Annotated in this window: 13 protein-coding genes; 8 read left to right on the forward strand and 5 right to left on the reverse strand. The window is 55.9% G+C overall.

Going from position 1 to position 18,001, the window contains the following annotated elements; genetic code table 11:
• Positions 1–189: 189 nt before the first annotated feature.
• Positions 190–1,800: a cation:proton antiporter domain-containing protein gene (locus AC0L8N_RS17890; protein ID WP_473669641.1), complete on the forward strand. Its 1,611-nt coding sequence runs from the start codon at positions 190–192 to the stop codon at positions 1,798–1,800.
• Positions 1,801–1,807: 7 nt separating this feature from the next.
• On the opposite strand, the gene AC0L8N_RS17895 is transcribed toward AC0L8N_RS17890, so the two are convergent.
• The 5 genes from AC0L8N_RS17895 to AC0L8N_RS17915 all read right to left on the reverse strand — a co-directional run bounded on the left by AC0L8N_RS17895 (position 1,808) and on the right by AC0L8N_RS17915 (position 8,703).
• The gene (locus AC0L8N_RS17895) at positions 1,808–2,665 is read right to left on the reverse strand and encodes a peptidylprolyl isomerase (RefSeq protein ID WP_473669643.1); all 858 of its coding nucleotides are present in this window, start codon (positions 2,663–2,665) and stop codon (positions 1,808–1,810) included.
• Positions 2,666–2,679: 14 nt separating this feature from the next.
• The gene (locus tag AC0L8N_RS17900) at positions 2,680–4,170 is read right to left on the reverse strand and encodes an amidohydrolase family protein (protein ID WP_473669645.1); all 1,491 of its coding nucleotides are present in this window, start codon (positions 4,168–4,170) and stop codon (positions 2,680–2,682) included.
• 188 nt (positions 4,171–4,358) lie between these two features.
• Entirely contained in the window at positions 4,359–5,711 is a 1,353-nt protein-coding gene (locus tag AC0L8N_RS17905) for an MFS transporter (protein WP_473669647.1), read from the reverse strand.
• A 70-nt stretch (positions 5,712–5,781) separates the two neighbouring features.
• On the reverse strand, positions 5,782–7,983 hold the full coding sequence (locus AC0L8N_RS17910; RefSeq protein ID WP_473669649.1) for a TonB-dependent receptor: 2,202 nt from the start codon (positions 7,981–7,983) through the stop codon (positions 5,782–5,784).
• Between the two features lie 105 nt (positions 7,984–8,088).
• A complete protein-coding gene (locus AC0L8N_RS17915; protein WP_473669651.1) occupies positions 8,089–8,703 on the reverse strand; it encodes a TetR/AcrR family transcriptional regulator in 615 nt (204 codons plus the stop codon).
• A gap of 453 nt (positions 8,704–9,156) precedes the next feature.
• On the opposite strand from AC0L8N_RS17915, the gene AC0L8N_RS17920 reads away from it, so the two are divergent.
• The 7 genes from AC0L8N_RS17920 (at position 9,157) to AC0L8N_RS17950 (ending at position 17,857) form a co-directional block, all read left to right on the forward strand.
• The gene (locus AC0L8N_RS17920) at positions 9,157–9,831 is read left to right on the forward strand and encodes a hypothetical protein (protein ID WP_473669653.1); all 675 of its coding nucleotides are present in this window, start codon (positions 9,157–9,159) and stop codon (positions 9,829–9,831) included.
• 234 nt (positions 9,832–10,065) lie between these two features.
• A complete protein-coding gene (locus AC0L8N_RS17925; RefSeq protein WP_473669655.1) occupies positions 10,066–11,127 on the forward strand; it encodes a 1-aminocyclopropane-1-carboxylate deaminase/D-cysteine desulfhydrase in 1,062 nt (353 codons plus the stop codon).
• Between the two features lie 286 nt (positions 11,128–11,413).
• Complete coding sequence (locus AC0L8N_RS17930; protein ID WP_473669657.1) at positions 11,414–13,795, forward strand: TonB-dependent receptor; 2,382 nt, start codon at positions 11,414–11,416, stop codon at positions 13,793–13,795.
• 23 nt (positions 13,796–13,818) lie between these two features.
• Entirely contained in the window at positions 13,819–14,886 is a 1,068-nt protein-coding gene (locus AC0L8N_RS17935; RefSeq protein ID WP_473670233.1) for an alpha-hydroxy acid oxidase, read from the forward strand.
• Between the two features lie 4 nt (positions 14,887–14,890).
• Positions 14,891–15,574, forward strand: coding sequence for a Fe2+-dependent dioxygenase (locus tag AC0L8N_RS17940; RefSeq protein ID WP_473669659.1), 684 nt, complete (start codon positions 14,891–14,893; stop codon positions 15,572–15,574).
• Positions 15,575–15,754: 180 nt separating this feature from the next.
• Positions 15,755–16,555 (forward strand): peptidylprolyl isomerase, encoded by an 801-nt coding sequence (locus tag AC0L8N_RS17945; RefSeq protein ID WP_473669661.1) that lies wholly within the window; start codon positions 15,755–15,757, stop codon positions 16,553–16,555.
• A gap of 363 nt (positions 16,556–16,918) precedes the next feature.
• A complete protein-coding gene (locus tag AC0L8N_RS17950; RefSeq protein ID WP_473669663.1) occupies positions 16,919–17,857 on the forward strand; it encodes a ParB/RepB/Spo0J family partition protein in 939 nt (312 codons plus the stop codon).
• Positions 17,858–18,001 lie beyond the last annotated feature (144 nt).

The raw sequence follows: 18,001 nt of genomic DNA on the forward strand, positions 1-18,001 counted from the left end.
GCATCTAACTTTTGCTCGTCATAACAACGCACGGCGTCTTTAGTTGTCGCGATTTACACTGTTAACAAAAGCGGAGCGTAGCCTCTCATATGCAAGCAATAGAAATACCAGTGACCAATTGGCCTGCAGTAGTCATAGCCTTGCGGTCCGTTGAGAACGTAGCTGTACTGCCGAACGAGAACTAGGCGCATGGATTTCTACTGGATTACTACGGCGCTTGGAGACATTGTCTGGCTCGCGCTCGCATTTGCTCTGGGCTTGTTGTCGCGGGTTATCGGGCTCCCGCCTTTGGTGGGTTATCTTGCGGCCGGGTTCTTGCTCAACGGCACAGGCGTCGTCAGTGGCGAGGTCCTGCAGCAGTTCGCCAACCTGGGTATAACGCTCCTGCTGTTTACTGTCGGCCTGAAGCTTAATCTTCGCACGCTCGCGAGACCGCAAGTATGGGCAGTGACCGGTCTCCATACATCGATAGTGGTAGCGGTATTCGGCTTCGCGGTCTATGCGCTGGCGCTGCTTGGTACGCCGTTTCTTGCCGAACTGGATTTTTCTCAATCCGTGCTCATAGCCTTTGCGCTGAGTTTTTCCAGCACGGTGTTCGTGGTCAAGGTGCTCGAAGAAAAAGGCGAGATGGCAACGCCGCACGGCCGCATCGCGATCGGCATTCTGATCATGCAGGATCTTGCGGCCGTCGTGTTCCTTGCCGTTTCGTCGGGCAAGTCGCCCTCCCCTTGGGCATTTCTACTTGTCCTGCTCGTGCTGCTGCGACCACTACTGCATCGGCTGTTGCAACGTGTCGGTCATGGTGAACTCCTCGTATTGTTCGGTTTCGTGCTCGCACTAGGCGGCGCGGAGGTCTTCGAACTGGTTGGATTGAAGGGCGATCTCGGGGCATTGCTTCTTGGCGTACTCATCTCCAATCACGCCAAGGCCGAGGAAATGGCCAAAACAATGCTGGGCTTCAAAGATCTGTTCCTGCTTGGCTTCTTTCTCTCGATAGGTTTGTCTGGTGAGCTGACGCTCGAGACCTTCATTGTTGGTGCATTGATTGCGCCGTTCGTGTTCCTAAAATCCGGGCTGTTTTTGGCACTGTTGGCGTACTTTAGATTGCGGGCACGGACCGCGTTCCTCGCCTCGGCCAATCTCACCAATTTCAGTGAGTTCGGTTTGATCGTCGCCATGATTGGCGTTACCAACGAGTGGCTCGATAGTGAATGGCTGGTCGTTCTCGCGGTCGCATTGTCGTTGTCATTTGCCATTGCCGCCGCTCTGAATGCAATGGCTAACGACCTCTATGCAAGACACCGGCCGCTGTGGCAACGATTGCAGCGATCAGGTCGTTTGCCGGATGACCAGCCACATGACATCGACAACGCAACCATTGCGATCGTTGGTATGGGCGGAGTCGGTACCGGAGCCTACGACACGATGAGTGACAAGTACGGAGACAAAGTGATTGGCGTTGAAATTGACCCCATCACGGTCAAGAACCAGCGAGAAATGAACCGTAAGGTCTTACTCGGCGATCCCAGCGATGCTGATTTCTGGGATCGTGTTCAGGCGACCCATACTCTGGATCTGATCATGTTGGCCTTGCCAAAATTGAGCACCAGCCTCGAAGTGATCGAACAACTTAAACTGACGTCTTTTAGTGGGAGAATTGCCGCTACCGCACGTTTTCCCGACGAAGTCGTCGCGCTGCAAAACGCCGGCGCAGCCACGGTGTTCAATATTTACACGGAAGCGGGTGCCGGTTATGCCGCGCATGTGGCTGCAGCAAATGCACCGCATGCGGCTGATTAGTGCCGGGTCAGTCTGCCGAAGCCTGACGGCCAGTATTCGGTACCTGGCAAACATCCAGCACCGAAGTCGGCGTGTGTTGAAAGAACTCATGAACACGGTGACGCCGTGAATCCAGCATCGCGGCAAAACCTCTGCTGTTCGTATCCATCACTTCCACGGCCGGACGTTCGCTCTCTTCAAGGTCAGAGGCGATATGTACCGATGTGATGATCGTACGAGTGTCTGACACACTTAACATCCCGCCTTCACTCGCCGCCCCACGGCGAATGCGTTGCACGACATCCATGCCAAGCACGACGCGACCGAAGATATTCATATTGCGGTCCAGATAACGTGGCGCCTGGCCTATTACGATGTAAAAGTCGGTGCTGCTGGTGTCTGCCTCGTTGAGTCTTGCCATAGCCAGCGTACCCGGGCAGTGCGTAAGCCAGACCTTGCCCTCCTCTGTATCGCGAGCGGCGGCAAAGCCATCGCTGAAACCGGTTTCGGCGGCGAACAAATCGGGCTTTTGCACGCTGGCAAACGGCAGTGCGTCCGTTAGCTTGCGGTCAAACTCGCCCTTGATGGTCGGTTCTGAATTGGCATTGCCCATGTCGCTGCCGTCGCCACCTTGTGCAACGAAACCATCGATGACCCGGTAGAAACTCTGTCCAGCGTAAAAACCTTTGCGAACCAGCCGTCTGAACTGCGAGACAGTTGCCGGTGCAAAGTTCGCATTCAATTCGATGTAAACCACACCGTCGTCGAGCGCCATAATTACCAGGTTGTCCGGATCAACGGCTCGCCACTCAATCTCATCCTGAGCATGAACGTGAACTGCCCAAAACGAGCAGCTCAATAGCAGCAACAGGGTTTTCATTCGCATGGCAGGCGTCTCTGTCAGTAGGGCCAGGGCAGGCTTGGATCGTAGTCGAGCACTTTCACCGTGGGCAGCGCATCACGGTCAACAATCTCGCCGCCTTTGATGACCATGTTGATCTGGCGGAAATTGCCGATGTCGTCCAGCGGATTTGCATCGAGCACCAGCAGATCGGCAATTTTGCCCTCTTCTACCGTGCCTAGCGTATCGCCGAGACCGTAGGCTTCAGCGCCATTGCGGGTCGCGGCGATCAGTATCTCCATCGGGCTCGCGCCGACGTCCTGCAAGCCGATCATGCGGTTGAAGTGCATGCGCCCCAGGCGTCCCCATACTACCGGTCCGAGGTCGGCCGAGTCGGGACCTTGATCGGTGGCGAGCGTGAACTTCACACCGCCATCAATCCACACTTTCACACCTTCCGCTTTTTCCTCAAAGGACGAACCGTGCATCCCCAGTTGGCGATTCACCATGATCTCGTTCAGCGCGGGCTGATCGGTGTGTTCACGAAAATCCCACTCGGCGTAGATTCGCTCTTTTTCCTTTTCCGGGATAGACATCAGGCCGGCATAGATGCCCTTTTCTTCAATTGTCTCTATGAGCGACAGGATCGCTTCCTTCTGGGCATCCGATGCAGAAGACCATGATGTGCTCATGACGTTCGGGTGTATGAGCAGGTCGGTATCTACCTCGACCGCCATACGCAAACTCTCGACCGTGAACGTGTGAGTCGTAAACGGAATGCCTGCCTTACGCGCTTCGTCACGCATCGCGACCAGTGCTTCTTTGGAAAACATCAGCGGTTCAACCGGACCGATGCCGTGGCCGCTGACACCAACCTTGATGAAGTCAACGCCCTTCGCAATGTAGTTACGGGTCGTGATAGCAATTTCGTCCGGCGTCATGGCCAGCATGGCCGGACCTACGTCGTCTTCCCACAAGGCATCAATACGTCGCCGAATGGCCGGCGTGACCCAACCGCCATAACGTAGCGAAAGCCCGGATACCGGCCAGCCGCCCATGAAGTACTGACTGAACGGCCCGCCGGTGCCGATGATATTGCCGGCGATCAACAGGCGACTGCCGATGAATTCACCGCTATTGATTCTGTCGCGCGCTTCGAGCAGCGGCTTTAGCGGTCCCCAGGTATCGGGCATGGTAGTCAGACCGTACTTGAGGCCAACCTGGGCCGACTGAATAGCGATGTCAGTAAGCCGGTCTTCATACTTTATGAAGAACTCCGGCACGGTCATCAGAATCAGGTGAATGTTGGAGTCGATCAGGCCGGGTGTGATCCATTTGCCAGACGCATCGATCGTTCGGTAGCCCGCCGGCACTTTGCGGTTGCTACTGATCGTCTGGATCTTGCCGTCGGCCAGCAACACGGTGGCATTCTCAATAGGTGCCGCACCCGTTGCGCTGATGACGGTAGCGCCGGTCAAGGCGATCTTTTCTGCCCGTGCCGCGTGGTTAACGCCAACTGTCAGCAACAGCAGGCAAACTATGACTCGCATCTAACTCTCCTGAAATCAAATCTTTATTGTTGCCGATCAACTGCCTGTGCCAGGCAGCGTTGCCTGTGCCAGGCAGCGTGTCTCGGTAACTCTGGATGATGTAGTTAAAGGTTCCGGTACGTGCTCACTGTTCGAGAGTAATAGCCACGATGGTCTGTATCGTGCGGTGCGGTTCGCGGTCCAGGGTGTCAGCCATAGTGGGCTGCCGCCGTGTGTTGTGCGCGTGTCCGCAGGCGCTTGCGAATGATGTTGTGTCGGCGCCTGTTGATCGGGAAGTAAAGCGCGAGCACGGTTGCCAGCAAGTTCAGCAGTATGGGTATCCCCAAAAAGGCAATGAAGAAACCAACCAGCGCCCAGCCATCGTTGTTACCCATGGCATCGAAACCGAACAGCGAGACAAACAGCAGCGCCGCCCCGGCCCCTGCGCCAAGACCGATCTTCTGCAGCAGCGTTACCAGCGAGTAGTAATTGCCGGCATTGTTGGAGCCGGTCTTCAGCGTGTCGTAGTCCACGATGTCGGCCATCATGGCGTAGTAAGCAACAGTAGAACCTGTGGTAAACAATGCGGAAAAGCTGAACACCGTGAGCAAGGCAGGAAACGCAGTTGGACCGGGTCGTATGCTGCCCATCGCGACGAGCGTTAGCACGATACACAAATTGCAAAATGCCAGTACACGGTGAGTGCCGAAGCGTGCGCCTGCCCATCCCCACAACGACGCACTCAGAAAGCCGATACCGGCAACTGCGAGGCCAAGATGCCCGAACTTATCGGGAATGGCGAGGTAGTTGCTGACGTAGAAAAAATAGAGGCCGGCGACCATGCCGCTGGCCAGCCAACTGGCCAGCATGATGACGGCATAGATCCGCAACGGTTTGTTGGCCGCGAATGACGACAGCGCCGCCGCTGCACTCGCCTGTGGGCGCACATTGGTAGTCCCTTCCGGAACCATGCGTACCGCCGCGACTACGGAAAGTACGATCAAGGCAATAACCAGGTAGGACAATGCCGCTGTAACGTCCGGGGTAATTTCGGTCGTCGGGAAAAACGGCAGAAACGGCCCGGACCAGAACAGAAAATAGCCGAGGTAAATGGCGGCGGTGCGAAACCCGGAGACGTGCGAACGTTCATCATAGTCAACTGTCAGCTCACTCAGCCACGCGGCGTGCGGAACTTCGACCATCGTCCAGCCTACATAGACGACGATCGAAGCCAGTAAAAAATACAGCCCGCCGGTATCGGTGCCGGGGCGAAACCAGAACCACACGCCAACAATGCACAAGAGGCCACCGGCAATGATCCAGGGCTTTCTTCGCCCTATCCGCGTTGCCGTGCGGTCCGAGAAAAAGCCGATGACCGGATCCGTGATCCCATCGAAAACGCGGCTGAACACAAGAATGAGGCCAATTGTCGCGAGGTCGATGCCGCTGACCGTTGCGTACAGCCCCGGCAGAATCGACAGCGCCGGCGTGTGCAGCATCCATATCGGCACCATGGGCGCTGCATAGGCCGCAATTGTCCACGCTCCCGGTTTTTGACTCACGATTCAGAACCACGTTCTTCGCTACACCAGCTCCTTTATACCAAGTTCGTTGCGAGCTACCTACCGGGGCTTAACGGCCACCGAAAAGGTAGGTGCCTTCAATACCGATCGTTCTTGGTCGCAGCGTATTCGCGCGCACGGCCTCGTCACCGCCCGGTAACCCGGCACGTCCGCCGGAGAATACGTTCAGCAACGGGGTTTCGTTCGTCAGGTTGTCGACGTACAGCTTCAACTGGAAATTTTCCCAGTTTGCACCGGTGGACATATTGACGATGTTTTGTGCGGGCACTTCAACGTTACCGTCGTTGCCGTCAAAGCCGAAGGTAGAGGTTGAGTCTTTGTGCCAGAAATTGGCACGAACGTAGCCGTCAACCCGGTTGCTGTAGCTGAAGTCATAGCCGACATCGAGGGAATAGGTGTTTCTCGGCGTACGACGAAGGCTGTCACCCTTGTTGATGTTTACCCGGGTTCCCGGGAACAACTGTGCGTCGTCCTGGAATTCATTGTCCGTGTTACCCCAGCTCAACGCCGCGTAAACGCCCGGTGCAAAAAAGTCCTGGGTGACGATTTCGAGTTCGACACCCTGCGCTTCCAGATCCGGCGCATTGGTGGTGAAGAAGCCCTGACCGAAGGCACCAGCCGTGTCGCTCTGTACTACGGCCTGTACTTCTTGCCAGTCGAGGAAATAGACGGACGCGTTCAGCAGAACCCGGCCGTCCGCAAGCCGCGACTTGATGCCTGCTTCGTAACTGACCAGCGTGTCAGGTGCGAACTCGTAGAACTCTTCCGATATGCCGAACAGCGCTTCGCCGACAAAGGTGTTGAAACCGCCGTAGCGGAAGCCTTCCGAGCGCAACGCGTAGGCCATGACATCGTCGCTCAAGCGGTACTCAAGCGATACTTTGTAGAAGACGTCGTCATCTTTGGCGACACCGTTGGTTACAAAGCCGAAATCACCACCGCCGATCAGGAATACTTCGCGGTTATCCACTTCCCAGTTGAACATGCGGCCACCGACCAGCACTGTCAGGTCGTTGGTCAGGTCGTAACTGACTTCGCCAAAAAAAGCCTTGTCGGTCAGGATTTGCAGACCACCGGAACGCGTGCCTTCAACCGGAGCCGGATCACCGAAGCCGGTTAGCTCGTAATCAATCGCCTGATTGAAGTCTTCGTACTCGTCATAGTAAAGACCGACCAGCCACTGCAAGCGGTTGTCGCCCGAGGAGGAGAGCCGTAGTTCGTGCGTCGTGGCGTGCTCATCAATTACGGTATCGAACTGCTGCAAAGTGCCTGACGAATCGAGGAAGTCCGTGTAGCCACCGTCATTTGTGAAGTGTGAACCGGTGTAGTTGAGCGTACCCCAGCTCAGGTCGTAGTCGACGATCAGATTGAAGAGGTCGTATTCCTGACGGCTGGGGCCGGAGTCCGATGGCTGATCCACCTGCAAGCCGTCCAGGCCGATTTCGAAATACGTCGGTGCGTCTGCATTGAGGTCGTTGCCGTGATAAATCGTGGTTACGGTCAAATTGTCAGTTGGTGCGAACAACGCTGATAAGCGCCACGCGGACTCCCGAACATCGTTGATGGCGTTGTTCGAGGTACGGATGTTGTCGATGTAACCCGTTTCGTCGACGAACTGCCCCGCTACGCGCACTGCAAACTTGTCTTCAACCAGCGGCATGTTTACGACGCCGCTGTAACGCTGGCTCAAGCCGCCGTCGTTGTCGGTCGTGTACAGATCGCCCTGTACGTTGCCGCTGTAGTTGTTGAGTTCCGGTCGGTTGGAACGGTAGTAAATGAGTCCGCCGATGGACTGGGAGCCCCACAGCGTTCCCTGCGGGCCACGCAAGACACCGACTTCACCGATATCGAAGAAGCGGTAGGAGTTGCCGAAATGCGGTGCACCGTCGAGATACTGCGCGACCACGCCAACGGTGTTGTCCGCAACGGTTGAGAGCCCGCGAATGGACGCCACTTCGTTGCCGCGTCCTGGGCCGCCGTCGTTAATGAAATTGGTGCCGGGAACCTGAACGATGAAGTCGTCAAAATCCAGCACGTCCAAGCGTTCGAGTTTGTCGGCATCAAAGGCGGTAATGCTGCTTGAGAGGTCCTGGACGCTCTTCGCTGCGCGCTTGTCCGCGGTCACGATGATCTCTTCGATCTGCACGACGGTCGAAGTAGTGTCCTGGGCGGTTGCAGCCAGCGGCACCAATAATGCGGTTATGAGCGCAGCCGAGCCACGCTGCAGGTGACGGTTGTGTTTTATAATCATGTACTTACCCCTAAGAATTGCGATGTACCAGGGGTGTTGAGCCACCCGGACTTCTCATTGCGGGGGCAAACATACCGTCCGAGCGTATTGTTTGTAAAGCGGATTTCAGTGCGGTTGCACAGCGTTCTTCAGATAACACTGGATCATGGCGACACAGGCATCAAACTTCCGCGCGACGTCGGCCTGATTGCGCTGGCTGGCCAGCCCTCGCATCAGGTAGCACGCGATACCTATCATGTCGCGTGGGTTCTCAAGGACGGCGAACTCGGGCAACAACTGTTCGTACTCGCGGCTCATTTGTTCGAGCTGCTTCGCCGACAGGCATTCCTGAATTTTGGCTATCTCCTGGTTGGTGCGCAACGCGACTTCAATCTCTCGTGCTGTGTCGTACCAGGTGGCGAAATCGTCTTTCAGCACGCGCAATCGGTCTTCAAGCGACAGCTGCTCGGTATTCGCACCCAGCAGCTGAGTTTTGAACCGATCAAGTCGCTGGCAATAAAAGTGATGAATGGCGTGAGCGATAAGTTCGTTCTTTGCCGGATAGTGATGCAACAGCGCTCCTCGTGACACGCGTGCTTCCTTAATGACAGAACTGATAGATGTGCCGGCGAACCCGAAGCGACCAAGGCAGCGCACAGTGGCCTCCAGCAGTGCTGTCTGGGTTGTTGTGCGGCGTTCTTCCTGCGATCTGCGGCGAGACGGCGGGGATACGGAATCCATATACGTGAGCCTTGGGTTTCAACTCTTACTTCTGCACAAACAGTACGACCTACTGTTTTGGTTGGCAAGTGAGCGCCAGCGCGAGAAGACGACGCCGCTATTCGTGAGCGCAAATTCAGGGGCCACGACGCCATATTTTCGATACACGGCGTCCAGATCCATCGTGCATTCTTGTGGCGGGATGCATAGCTCGCTTCGTGTATTACCGGCGAGCTGTTCGACAACACGGCTAAGATCCGGAGCCAGTTCATCATCGGCTGGCCAACGGTTCATGCTTACCGCAAAGGCGACGCTTCCGGAGCAGCGGTTGCAATCAGCAATATATGGTTGGAATCAATCAAAAGCGCGCAACGCGCGACGTTAACGGACGGTTGCGGAAGGACTATAATTAGACAGCGCGAATAAGCAAAAACAAATAAGCAACTCGCCGGGGAATCACGAACAATGAAGTTCATGACAGAGCGACATAAGAAACTGATGCGCACATCAGAAGCCGCGTTGCACAACGCAGTGGCCGCGCCCGCGGAAGACATTGCGCGCGTCGCCAAGACGGTTATTTCAGACGGCCGTACATACCGATCCTGGGAAGCGCGTCACGCCGAATTGCTGGTACCCGCTGCACAGTCTGCAAATGACCGGCGGTTGTTGGCTGAAATGCGTTGTACGCAGTTACGCTTGGTACCGCAATTGGCGCTGTTCAACTATCTGAAAGAGCATCGGGTAGTCGGTGAGAAACGGATCAGGATATTTCGACTACTGCATGGCACCCTCGATTTCAATGACAGTGTTTTGCTGGAACATCGCAACTTTCTGCTCGCTGAGTCCAGCCAGATATCGTCGGCACACATACTGAAGATGATGCGCGACAGTTCCGGGTATGCGTTGATCGATCGGTATGAGCAGGCTTACGCGAAGTATTTCTCCTTGAAGTGCGAGCGCCTCGTCACCCGCTCCCGAACGTGTGCGGAATTAATCAAGCCGATGCTAACGTCAGCTCATCGAGATATGGAAAGAGTCCGAGGGCAGGTTGAGCACGATGTCCCGAAAACGAATGGGAGCTCGTTCGACACGGTTGAAGCACTCGAACACAGTGGACGCTTTCGGGCACTGGACTACCTGAACCGGTAGTTGCGTCGACCAGCCAGTAAATCGTCACGCTTCCCGAGTTTGTGAATCTAGCAGAACCGAGCGCCTGTGCCGCGCCGATTGCTTGTGCCAACGGTAGGCAGCCAGCATGTGTCGAACGTGCATTGCCGACCGGCGTCGTGCAAACTGCAGGTCGCGACGACGGTTAATCAGACAGCCTCTAACATTCAATCAGAAACGTCGCAGTTTTCTTTTGGACAACTGCGGAGATAGCGAATGATTGATAAACACAAAGTGGCTGAACTACAGACTCGGCTCAGCAAGTTCCCTCGCGCCTCACTGGCACTGCTACCTACTCCAATGCAACCGCTGAACAATTTTGGCGCATTGCTTGGCGGCCCCGAGCTGTGGATGAAACGGGATGATCTGTCCGGTCTCGAAGGTGGCGGCAACAAAACACGCAAGCTTGAATACCTGGTTGGCGACGCGCTTGACCAGGGTGCCGACATGTTGGTGACGGTGGGCGCTATTCAGTCAAACCATACCCGCCAGACAGCGGCTGCCGCGGCAAAAGCCGGGCTTAAATGCGCCCTCCTGCATTGTGCCTGGACCAAAGATGCCGGCCCGAATTATCGATCGGTCGGCAATATTCTGCTCAGCCACCTGATGGGTGCCGAACTTTATGTCGATGAGACCGAAAGACCGATTGAAGATCAGGGGCCCTTGAATGAGTTCATGATCCGGCTGAAGGCCGACGGCCATGCGCCCTATTTAATACCGGGTGGCGGCTCTGAACACCATCTTGGCTGCATGGGGTACGTCAATTGCGCGGCCGAACTGGCCAGGCAGTCGTCTGAGCACGGGCTGAAATTCGACTATGTCGTGCATTGCACGGGTTCCAGCAGTACGCAGGCAGGTTTGTTGGCAGGCTTCGCCGCTCTAGGTATACGAACGCGAATCATTGGCGTGTCGGACGACGATGAAACCGCGATAAAAAAGCGCCGCATCCTGCAACTCGCCAATGCGGTTCTGCACACGCTGGATCTGGAAGTCCGCGTTTCGGAGCAGGATGTCGAAGTCATTTCTGCCAGTGGCAACGCTTACGGTGTGGCCGATGAGGACATCATCAGCGGCATCCGGTTGTTGGCCAACAAGGAAGGCCTGATCGCTGACCCGGTTTACGAAGGTCGTGCAGTGCGTGGCCTCCTGAGGCTTGCTGGCGAGGGACGTTTTCGAAGCGACGACAAAATTCTGCTCATGCACCTCGGTGGGTCCCCGGCGATCCACGCGTATGCCAGCCAGTTCGGCGTGGTTCCGTTACGATTGTTTAGCGCCTAGCGGGCTACGAGCAGGCCTGCCGTGCTGCCCGTCAATGGTACGGGTGCCATTCAGGGGCAACATATTTCGTATGTTTGCACGGGACAGGCGGGTCTGGTTGCCATCGTTCTCAGTTTCGTCGCTGAGCGGAGCAGACGTGATCTGCCCGGTCAGTAAAGGTCTTCCCCTGAAATCGCGAAACGCTAATGCGAATCATTCTTATTGCCATTTACGCTAATTAGGTTTAGCCTCGCATTTTCTGACGGGCCGAACAGAGCCCGCTATCGAAACTTGGGAGATTTTGGCAATGAAACGACGCGACCTCTTCGCGGGCACAAGTACTCTGGCAGCAGGCAATGCCCGTATTCCACAAACTCTGCGCAACCAACCGAAGGGCTGCAGCACCCTTGCGAAGCCCGCGCTGGCGGTTGCAATGAGCCTAGCTGGCGCCACCTCAGGCTTCGCTCAGGAAGCGAACGAGGAAACCAAGGCCACGGAAGAACGCAGCGCCGAAATCGAGGTGATTGAGGTGTACGGTCAGTCCGGCGTGCCTTACAAAGCGCTATCTTCCGGCGACATGCGGCATACCGCGGAACTGGCATCGACACCGCAGACGATAACCGTGCTGACGCAGAGTCAGTTGCGAGACTCGGGAAAGACCGATCTGAAAGAAATTCTGGCAGCGCAGGCTGGTATTACCCTGGGCACCGGCGAGAACGGCAACGCCTTCGGCGACCGTTACATTATTCGCGGTCATGAAGCACGCAGTGACGTTTTTGTTGACGGAGTCCGCGATCCGGGCATGACCACGCGCGAGAGTTTCGCGACTGAGCAAATAGAAATTACCAAGGGACCCAGTTCTACGTTTGCCGGACGCGGTTCAACCGGCGGCGCAGTGAACGGGATTACCAAACAAGCCAGCGCCGATTACAATTTTTCCATACTTGAAGGCGCCCTCGGCACCGACAGCCACCATCGAGTGACGTTCGACACCAACCGAACCGTGAGTGACCAGCTCGCAATCCGCGCGAATTTTTTGCATGCAGCCGAAGATGTTCCCGACCGTAACCCGGCTGAGAAACGGCGTGCAGGCGCCCTACTCTCCGGTTTGTATGCGCCGACGGAGAAACTCGGTTTTGTAGCCGACCTTTACTACCTGCAAGCGGACGACGTACCCGATCTTGGTAGCTACTTTGATCAGTCCATCCGGGCACCGTTGAAAGACGTACCGGTGTATCTGCAAACGGACAGTGATTTTCTTGATACGGAGGTCAAGACGATCACCCTGAAAACCAACTATTCGTTCAATGATGGCCTGCGACTGCAGAACTCGACGCGTTACGGTCAGACCGACAATGGCTATGTGACCACCGGAATGCGCGGCACTACGCGCCACGACACGGATCCGGTTGCACCGGGCGTCAGTACACTCTCACTCAGCAGCCACCAGGGCTGGCAGCAGGTGGAATACTTCGTCAACCAACTCAATGTGTTGTGGGATACCTCCACCGGTGATCTCAAACACACCTTCGTTATGGGTCTGGAATTGACTGATGAGACTGTCACCAACGGCGTGTTCGCTCTGGACAACACCGGTGCAACCAACTGCGTCCTTGCAGGACGTGGTGCGACAGCCCCACCGCAGGACAGTTACTGTGCGTTGGATGGTAACGGCAATGCAGTGCAGAACCTCGGTACCTTGCTGGGCAGAACGGTCACACGTGGCGATGCCGATTCCGATTTCAAAGTGAATACTTATTCGGCCTACCTGATGGACACGGTTGAATTCAGCGATCGCTGGAGCGGCTTCTTCGGTGTTCGTTACGATCACTTCGACTACAACAATCTCGTCAACAGTCGCGGTACTCTGCAGCAGTACGACTACTCGGATGGATTCTGGAATGGCCATATTGGAGTCGTGCGAACAATCGGCGACAGCGGCAACGTATACGCCACCTACAGCAGTTCGACCAATATCAACGGCGGCGAATCTGACGTCGGTGGTAGCTGCGGCTATGGCGGTTTGTGCGGTACACCCGACCAGGTCGAGGTTGGTGATCCGGAAACCACCATCAACATCGAGGTGGGAACGAAATGGAATCTGTTCAACGAACGCCTGTTGCTGACGGCAGCGGCCTTTCGGATGACCAAAGACGATGTCATGGAAAGTGTTGGCGATGCCTACTCAACAATTGGCACATTGAATACGGGCAAGAACCGGGTCCAGGGCGTGGAGTTCTCGGTCACCGGCAGTATCACGGACAAACTCAGTGCTCAGTTCAGCGCAGCGTTCATGGAATCGGAAGTGTTGGAGTCGTTCATTACAGACGATATTGGTCGGGTTCTGAGTAATTTTGCCGACGACAGCCTGTACCTGCAGGTTCGTTATGATGCGAACGAAAAAGTATCGTTCGGTGGTTCAGTCACCTACAAGAGCGAAATGTACGGTGGGCAGCCTGATACGGCAGCTGGCTTCAACTCGACGATCAACGACTATTCCATCGTTGTACCTTCCTACGAAGTGGTCGATTTATTCGTGAACTACTACCACAGCGATCGGGTGAACCTGCGATTGAACGCGAGCAATGTCACTGACGAAGAATACTGGGTTGCGGCCTATCGATCCGGATCGTTCATGTACCTCGGCGATTCGCGTAACGTTCGTGCCACCGTTACCTGGGGGTTCTAGCCGTTACTTCTGACGTCTACTCTATAGAGGACTTCGAAACCCTCGCAAGCAGGAAACTACCGCCGGCAATCTGGGAACACATTGCCGGCGGTAGTGCGAATGAGCATGCCTTGCGCGCGAACAAGTCGGTCTATCAACGTTACTCGGTGTACCCGCGCGCGCTGGTCGATTGCAGCAAAGGCTCCACGGCGCTGACCTTGTTTGGCGAGCATTTCTCACACCCGGCATTGCTGGCACCTGTGTCATTTCAGCGACTGGTTCACCCCGACGGCGAACTGGCAACGGCACAGGCGGCCTGTGCGCTCGAAACGGGAATGGTGCTTAGTACGCTGTCCTCTGTCAGCCTTGAAGCGGTCGCTGGCGAGCTTTCGACGAATCGCTGGTTTCAGCTCTACTTTCAGTCGGATCGCGCGAGCACACTGAAACTTGTAAGACGCGCTGAACGTGCCGGTTATTCAGCCCTGGTCGTGACGGTGGATGCGCCCGTTACAGGCATGCAATACCGCGCCCAACGTGCGGGTTTCCGTTTGCCGGATACTGTTGCACCGGTCAACCTGGAACCACGCGAGCCCGTGAACATACCGTTGGAACCGGGCGAAAGTCGCGTGTTTCAAGGGGCGATGCGTACGGCACCGGGTTGGCAGGACGTGGACTGGCTCAGAGCGCAGACTCAACTACCGATTGTCCTGAAAGGCCTGCTGCATCGCGACGACGTTGCTACTGCAATCAGCCATGGTATCGACGGTGTCGTCCTTTCGAACCATGGCGGACGTACGCTCGGCAGTGCACCCGCGGCTCTTACGGTGCTGCCCGAGATTCGTGCCAGTGTCGGCGCCGACTATCCATTATTGATCGATGGTGGAATTCGTTCGGGCAATGACGTCTTTGTGTCGCTGGCACTGGGCGCGACAGCCGTCATGCTTGGACGACCGCAAGTCTATGCGCTGGCGACAAACGGTGCACAAGGTGTTGCCCGAATGTTGCGCATACTGCGCGATGAATTGGAGGTGACCATGGCGCTTGCGGGCTGCCCTGACCTTTCCAGTGTTTTAGCCACGTGCCTCATGGACAGACATAGGTTGGAGTCTTGAAACAATGCTCGTAGTCATTGAAGAATTTATCAGTGTTGCAGATGTGGATCGTTATCGCGCTGCACTGGATGAGGTCGACTGGACCGATGGCACGGCGACCGCCGGTTCGCTGGCCGCCAAGGTCAAGCGTAACCAGCAATTGCCGGATAGTTCTCCGCAGGCTATCGCGATGGGCAACGAACTGCTGACCCGCATGGGAACCCATCCGACGTTCGTATCGGCGGTAATGCCGATGAAGATCCATCCGCCGCGTTTCAATCGTTACGCGGCTGGCCAGTCCTACGGCGCGCACGTAGATGGTTCAGTGATGGCATTGCCCGGCACCGATACGGTTTTGCGCAGTGACGTATCAGGGACCTTGTTCTTGTCGGATGCCGATGACTACGAGGGTGGCGAGTTGATCATTGAAACGGAGTTCGGCGCGCAGGCGGTCAAATTGCGCGCGGGAGATCTCGTCCTGTACCCATCCGGCAGTCTGCACAGAGTAGCCGAAGTGACGCGCGGCCATCGATTGGCAGCCATACTCTGGGCTCAGAGTATGGTGAAAGACAGCGCTGCACGGAGCATGTTGTTCGATCTCGACCAGACCATTCAGTCGTTAACAGCAAAGGCTCCGACGGCGGCAAACGATGTACTGCAGTTGACCTCGATTTACCACAACCTGGTGCGTCGCTGGGCTGAAGTCTAAGGTCCAGCGGCTGTTGCGATGATTTTCCCGCGTTGCGGCGGATTTACCGCGCCTTTCAGCACCTATCGCAAGCGGCCGACAGTGTCGATTTCGCGGTGGTGTTTAGATTGAACTATCCGTGCGCAAATTGGTTTGTGTAGAATCACGCACCGAAATTGCCCCTACTGTCCGGAGATCTGCATGCCTTCCTTCAATCAAGTGCGCTCGCTCGTCGCTATCAGTGCACTTTGCTTCTTAGCCCTACTGCCAACGACCTCTCGTGCGACCATCGTTGAATTCGAAACCAGCCTGGGCAATTTCGAAGTTAATCTCTACGACAATGCCACGCCGCAAACTGTCGCCAATTTCCTGGACTACGTGCAGAACGGCCGTTACACGGATTCCATTTTTCATCGCTCGGTTACCAACTTCGTCATCCAGGGCGGTGGCTTCAATACCGACGCGCGAGCGGAGATTGGCGTTATCACTGCCGGTGCGGCAGTCGTTAACGAGCCGGTCTATTCGAATGTCCGCGGCACGATCGCTATGGCCAAGGTTGCTGGTAATCCCAACAGTGCGACCAGCCAGTGGTTCTTTAACGTTGTCGATAACTCTGCCGATCTCGATGGACAGAACGGCGGCTTTACTGTCTTTGGCGAAGTGATAGGCAATGGTATGACCGTCGTTGACGCGCTGGCAGCGTTGCCGAGGTACAACATCGGCTCACCGCTAACCGAGTTACCATTACGCAATTACACGTCGCAGGACGCGGCGAACAATATTCCGATCGATAACACCCATCTCGTCATCATTTCGTCAATCACTGTTACCGACACCACTGTCGATAGCGCTGCCGGTCTCAATCCCACGCCGAATACGGCCAACAGCGGCGGCGGCGGAGGTCTGGGCGGCGGCAATAGCGGCGGCGGTGGTGGCGGTGCCGGATTGTTGTTCATACTCGGTTTGTGTGGCGTCAGAATGGCGCGTTTGTTGCAACGATAACAACCAGCAAGCACCCCGCGCGTTGCGGCTGTTACCGGCCGCGACAGCACTAGCTGATTTTACAGAGCCCCGGAATACCTCGGCGGACGTCGCTGTGTTCCTGCGCTTATTGCGCAAGATGACGGTGAAGACGCGGTCTGCTTTTTCTGAGTCCAGGTAGCCGCTCTGATGCGTGTCGACTGACAATTCCCGATACGACGCGGACTTGCGGCGAAGATCGAACGAAATACAGCTACTTTGGTTGCGAATCGAGAACGCATTTTTCAGTCCGGCTTGTTCGTTGTCGATTGCACGGCGTATGATTATTTCCCGCCGCGTCTACGGCGGATTTGTCATCAAGCCTTGCCAGGAGATTCCGCGCCGATGAGTGCCCCAAAAAAAAGACTCGGTCGTGGTCTGGAAGCATTGCTTGGCAACAAGACCAGTGAAGAAGCGTCACCCGGCAACGACAGCAGTAGCACACTCGTAACGCAAGACATGCTGGTAACAACGCTGCAACCGGGCCAGTACCAGCCGCGCCAGTCGTTGTCGGATGATAGTCTTTCAGAACTGGCGAATTCCATTCGTGAGCAAGGCGTACTTCAACCGCTGATCGTTCGACCTATCAGTGCTGCGAACGGCATCACGCACGAGATTGTAGCTGGCGAACGACGTTGGCGTGCGTCGCAGATAGTCGGACTTGAGTCTGTGCCGGTGGTTGTTCGGGAGCTTGATGATCAATCGGCTCTTGCCGTTGCGTTGATTGAGAACCTGCAGCGTGAAGACCTCAATGCTATCGAACAAGCCCATTCTCTAATGCGTCTGGCAAAGGAATTTCAACTTACACATCAACAGGTTGCGGATGCAGTTGGACGTTCTCGCTCCTCTGTTAGCAACTTGTTGCGTTTGCTCGATCTGGACGATGCCGTAAAAGACATGCTCGCGAACGGCCGACTGGACATGGGGCATGCACGCGCCTTGTTGCCGTTACGCGGCGAACATCAGGTGAAGATTGCACAGAAGGCGTCGTCATCGGGATGGTCGGTTCGCCAGGTTGAAAAGTCCGTTCGCAGTCGCTTGACGGAAGACGCCGCGCGTAAACCTGCTGCACCCATCGATATGCAAACGCGTTGGTTGCAGGAACAGCTCGGCAAAGAACTGGGACAGAAAGTAACGGTCCGGCCGCGCAATGACGGCACCTACAAACTGGATATTGCTTTCGGCAGTCTGGATCAATTGCAGTTCGCACTTGGCCAGGTGCAGGATCTTATCGGTCAGTTGCAGGCCGCGGCAGGTCCGCGAGTACGCACCGCCGCTAAATAGGCAGGTCCGTTTAGAGCCGGTCTAAGGCCGCAAATCTTTCGCTCATCAACATCCAATACGAATCTTCCGTGATCGGACTGCAATGACACTATTGCCGTACCGACACCCAGTCATCTGCTTTTCCGAACGCTGTTGTGCATTGCG

The organism is Woeseia sp. D3-10 (assembly GCF_055809415.1).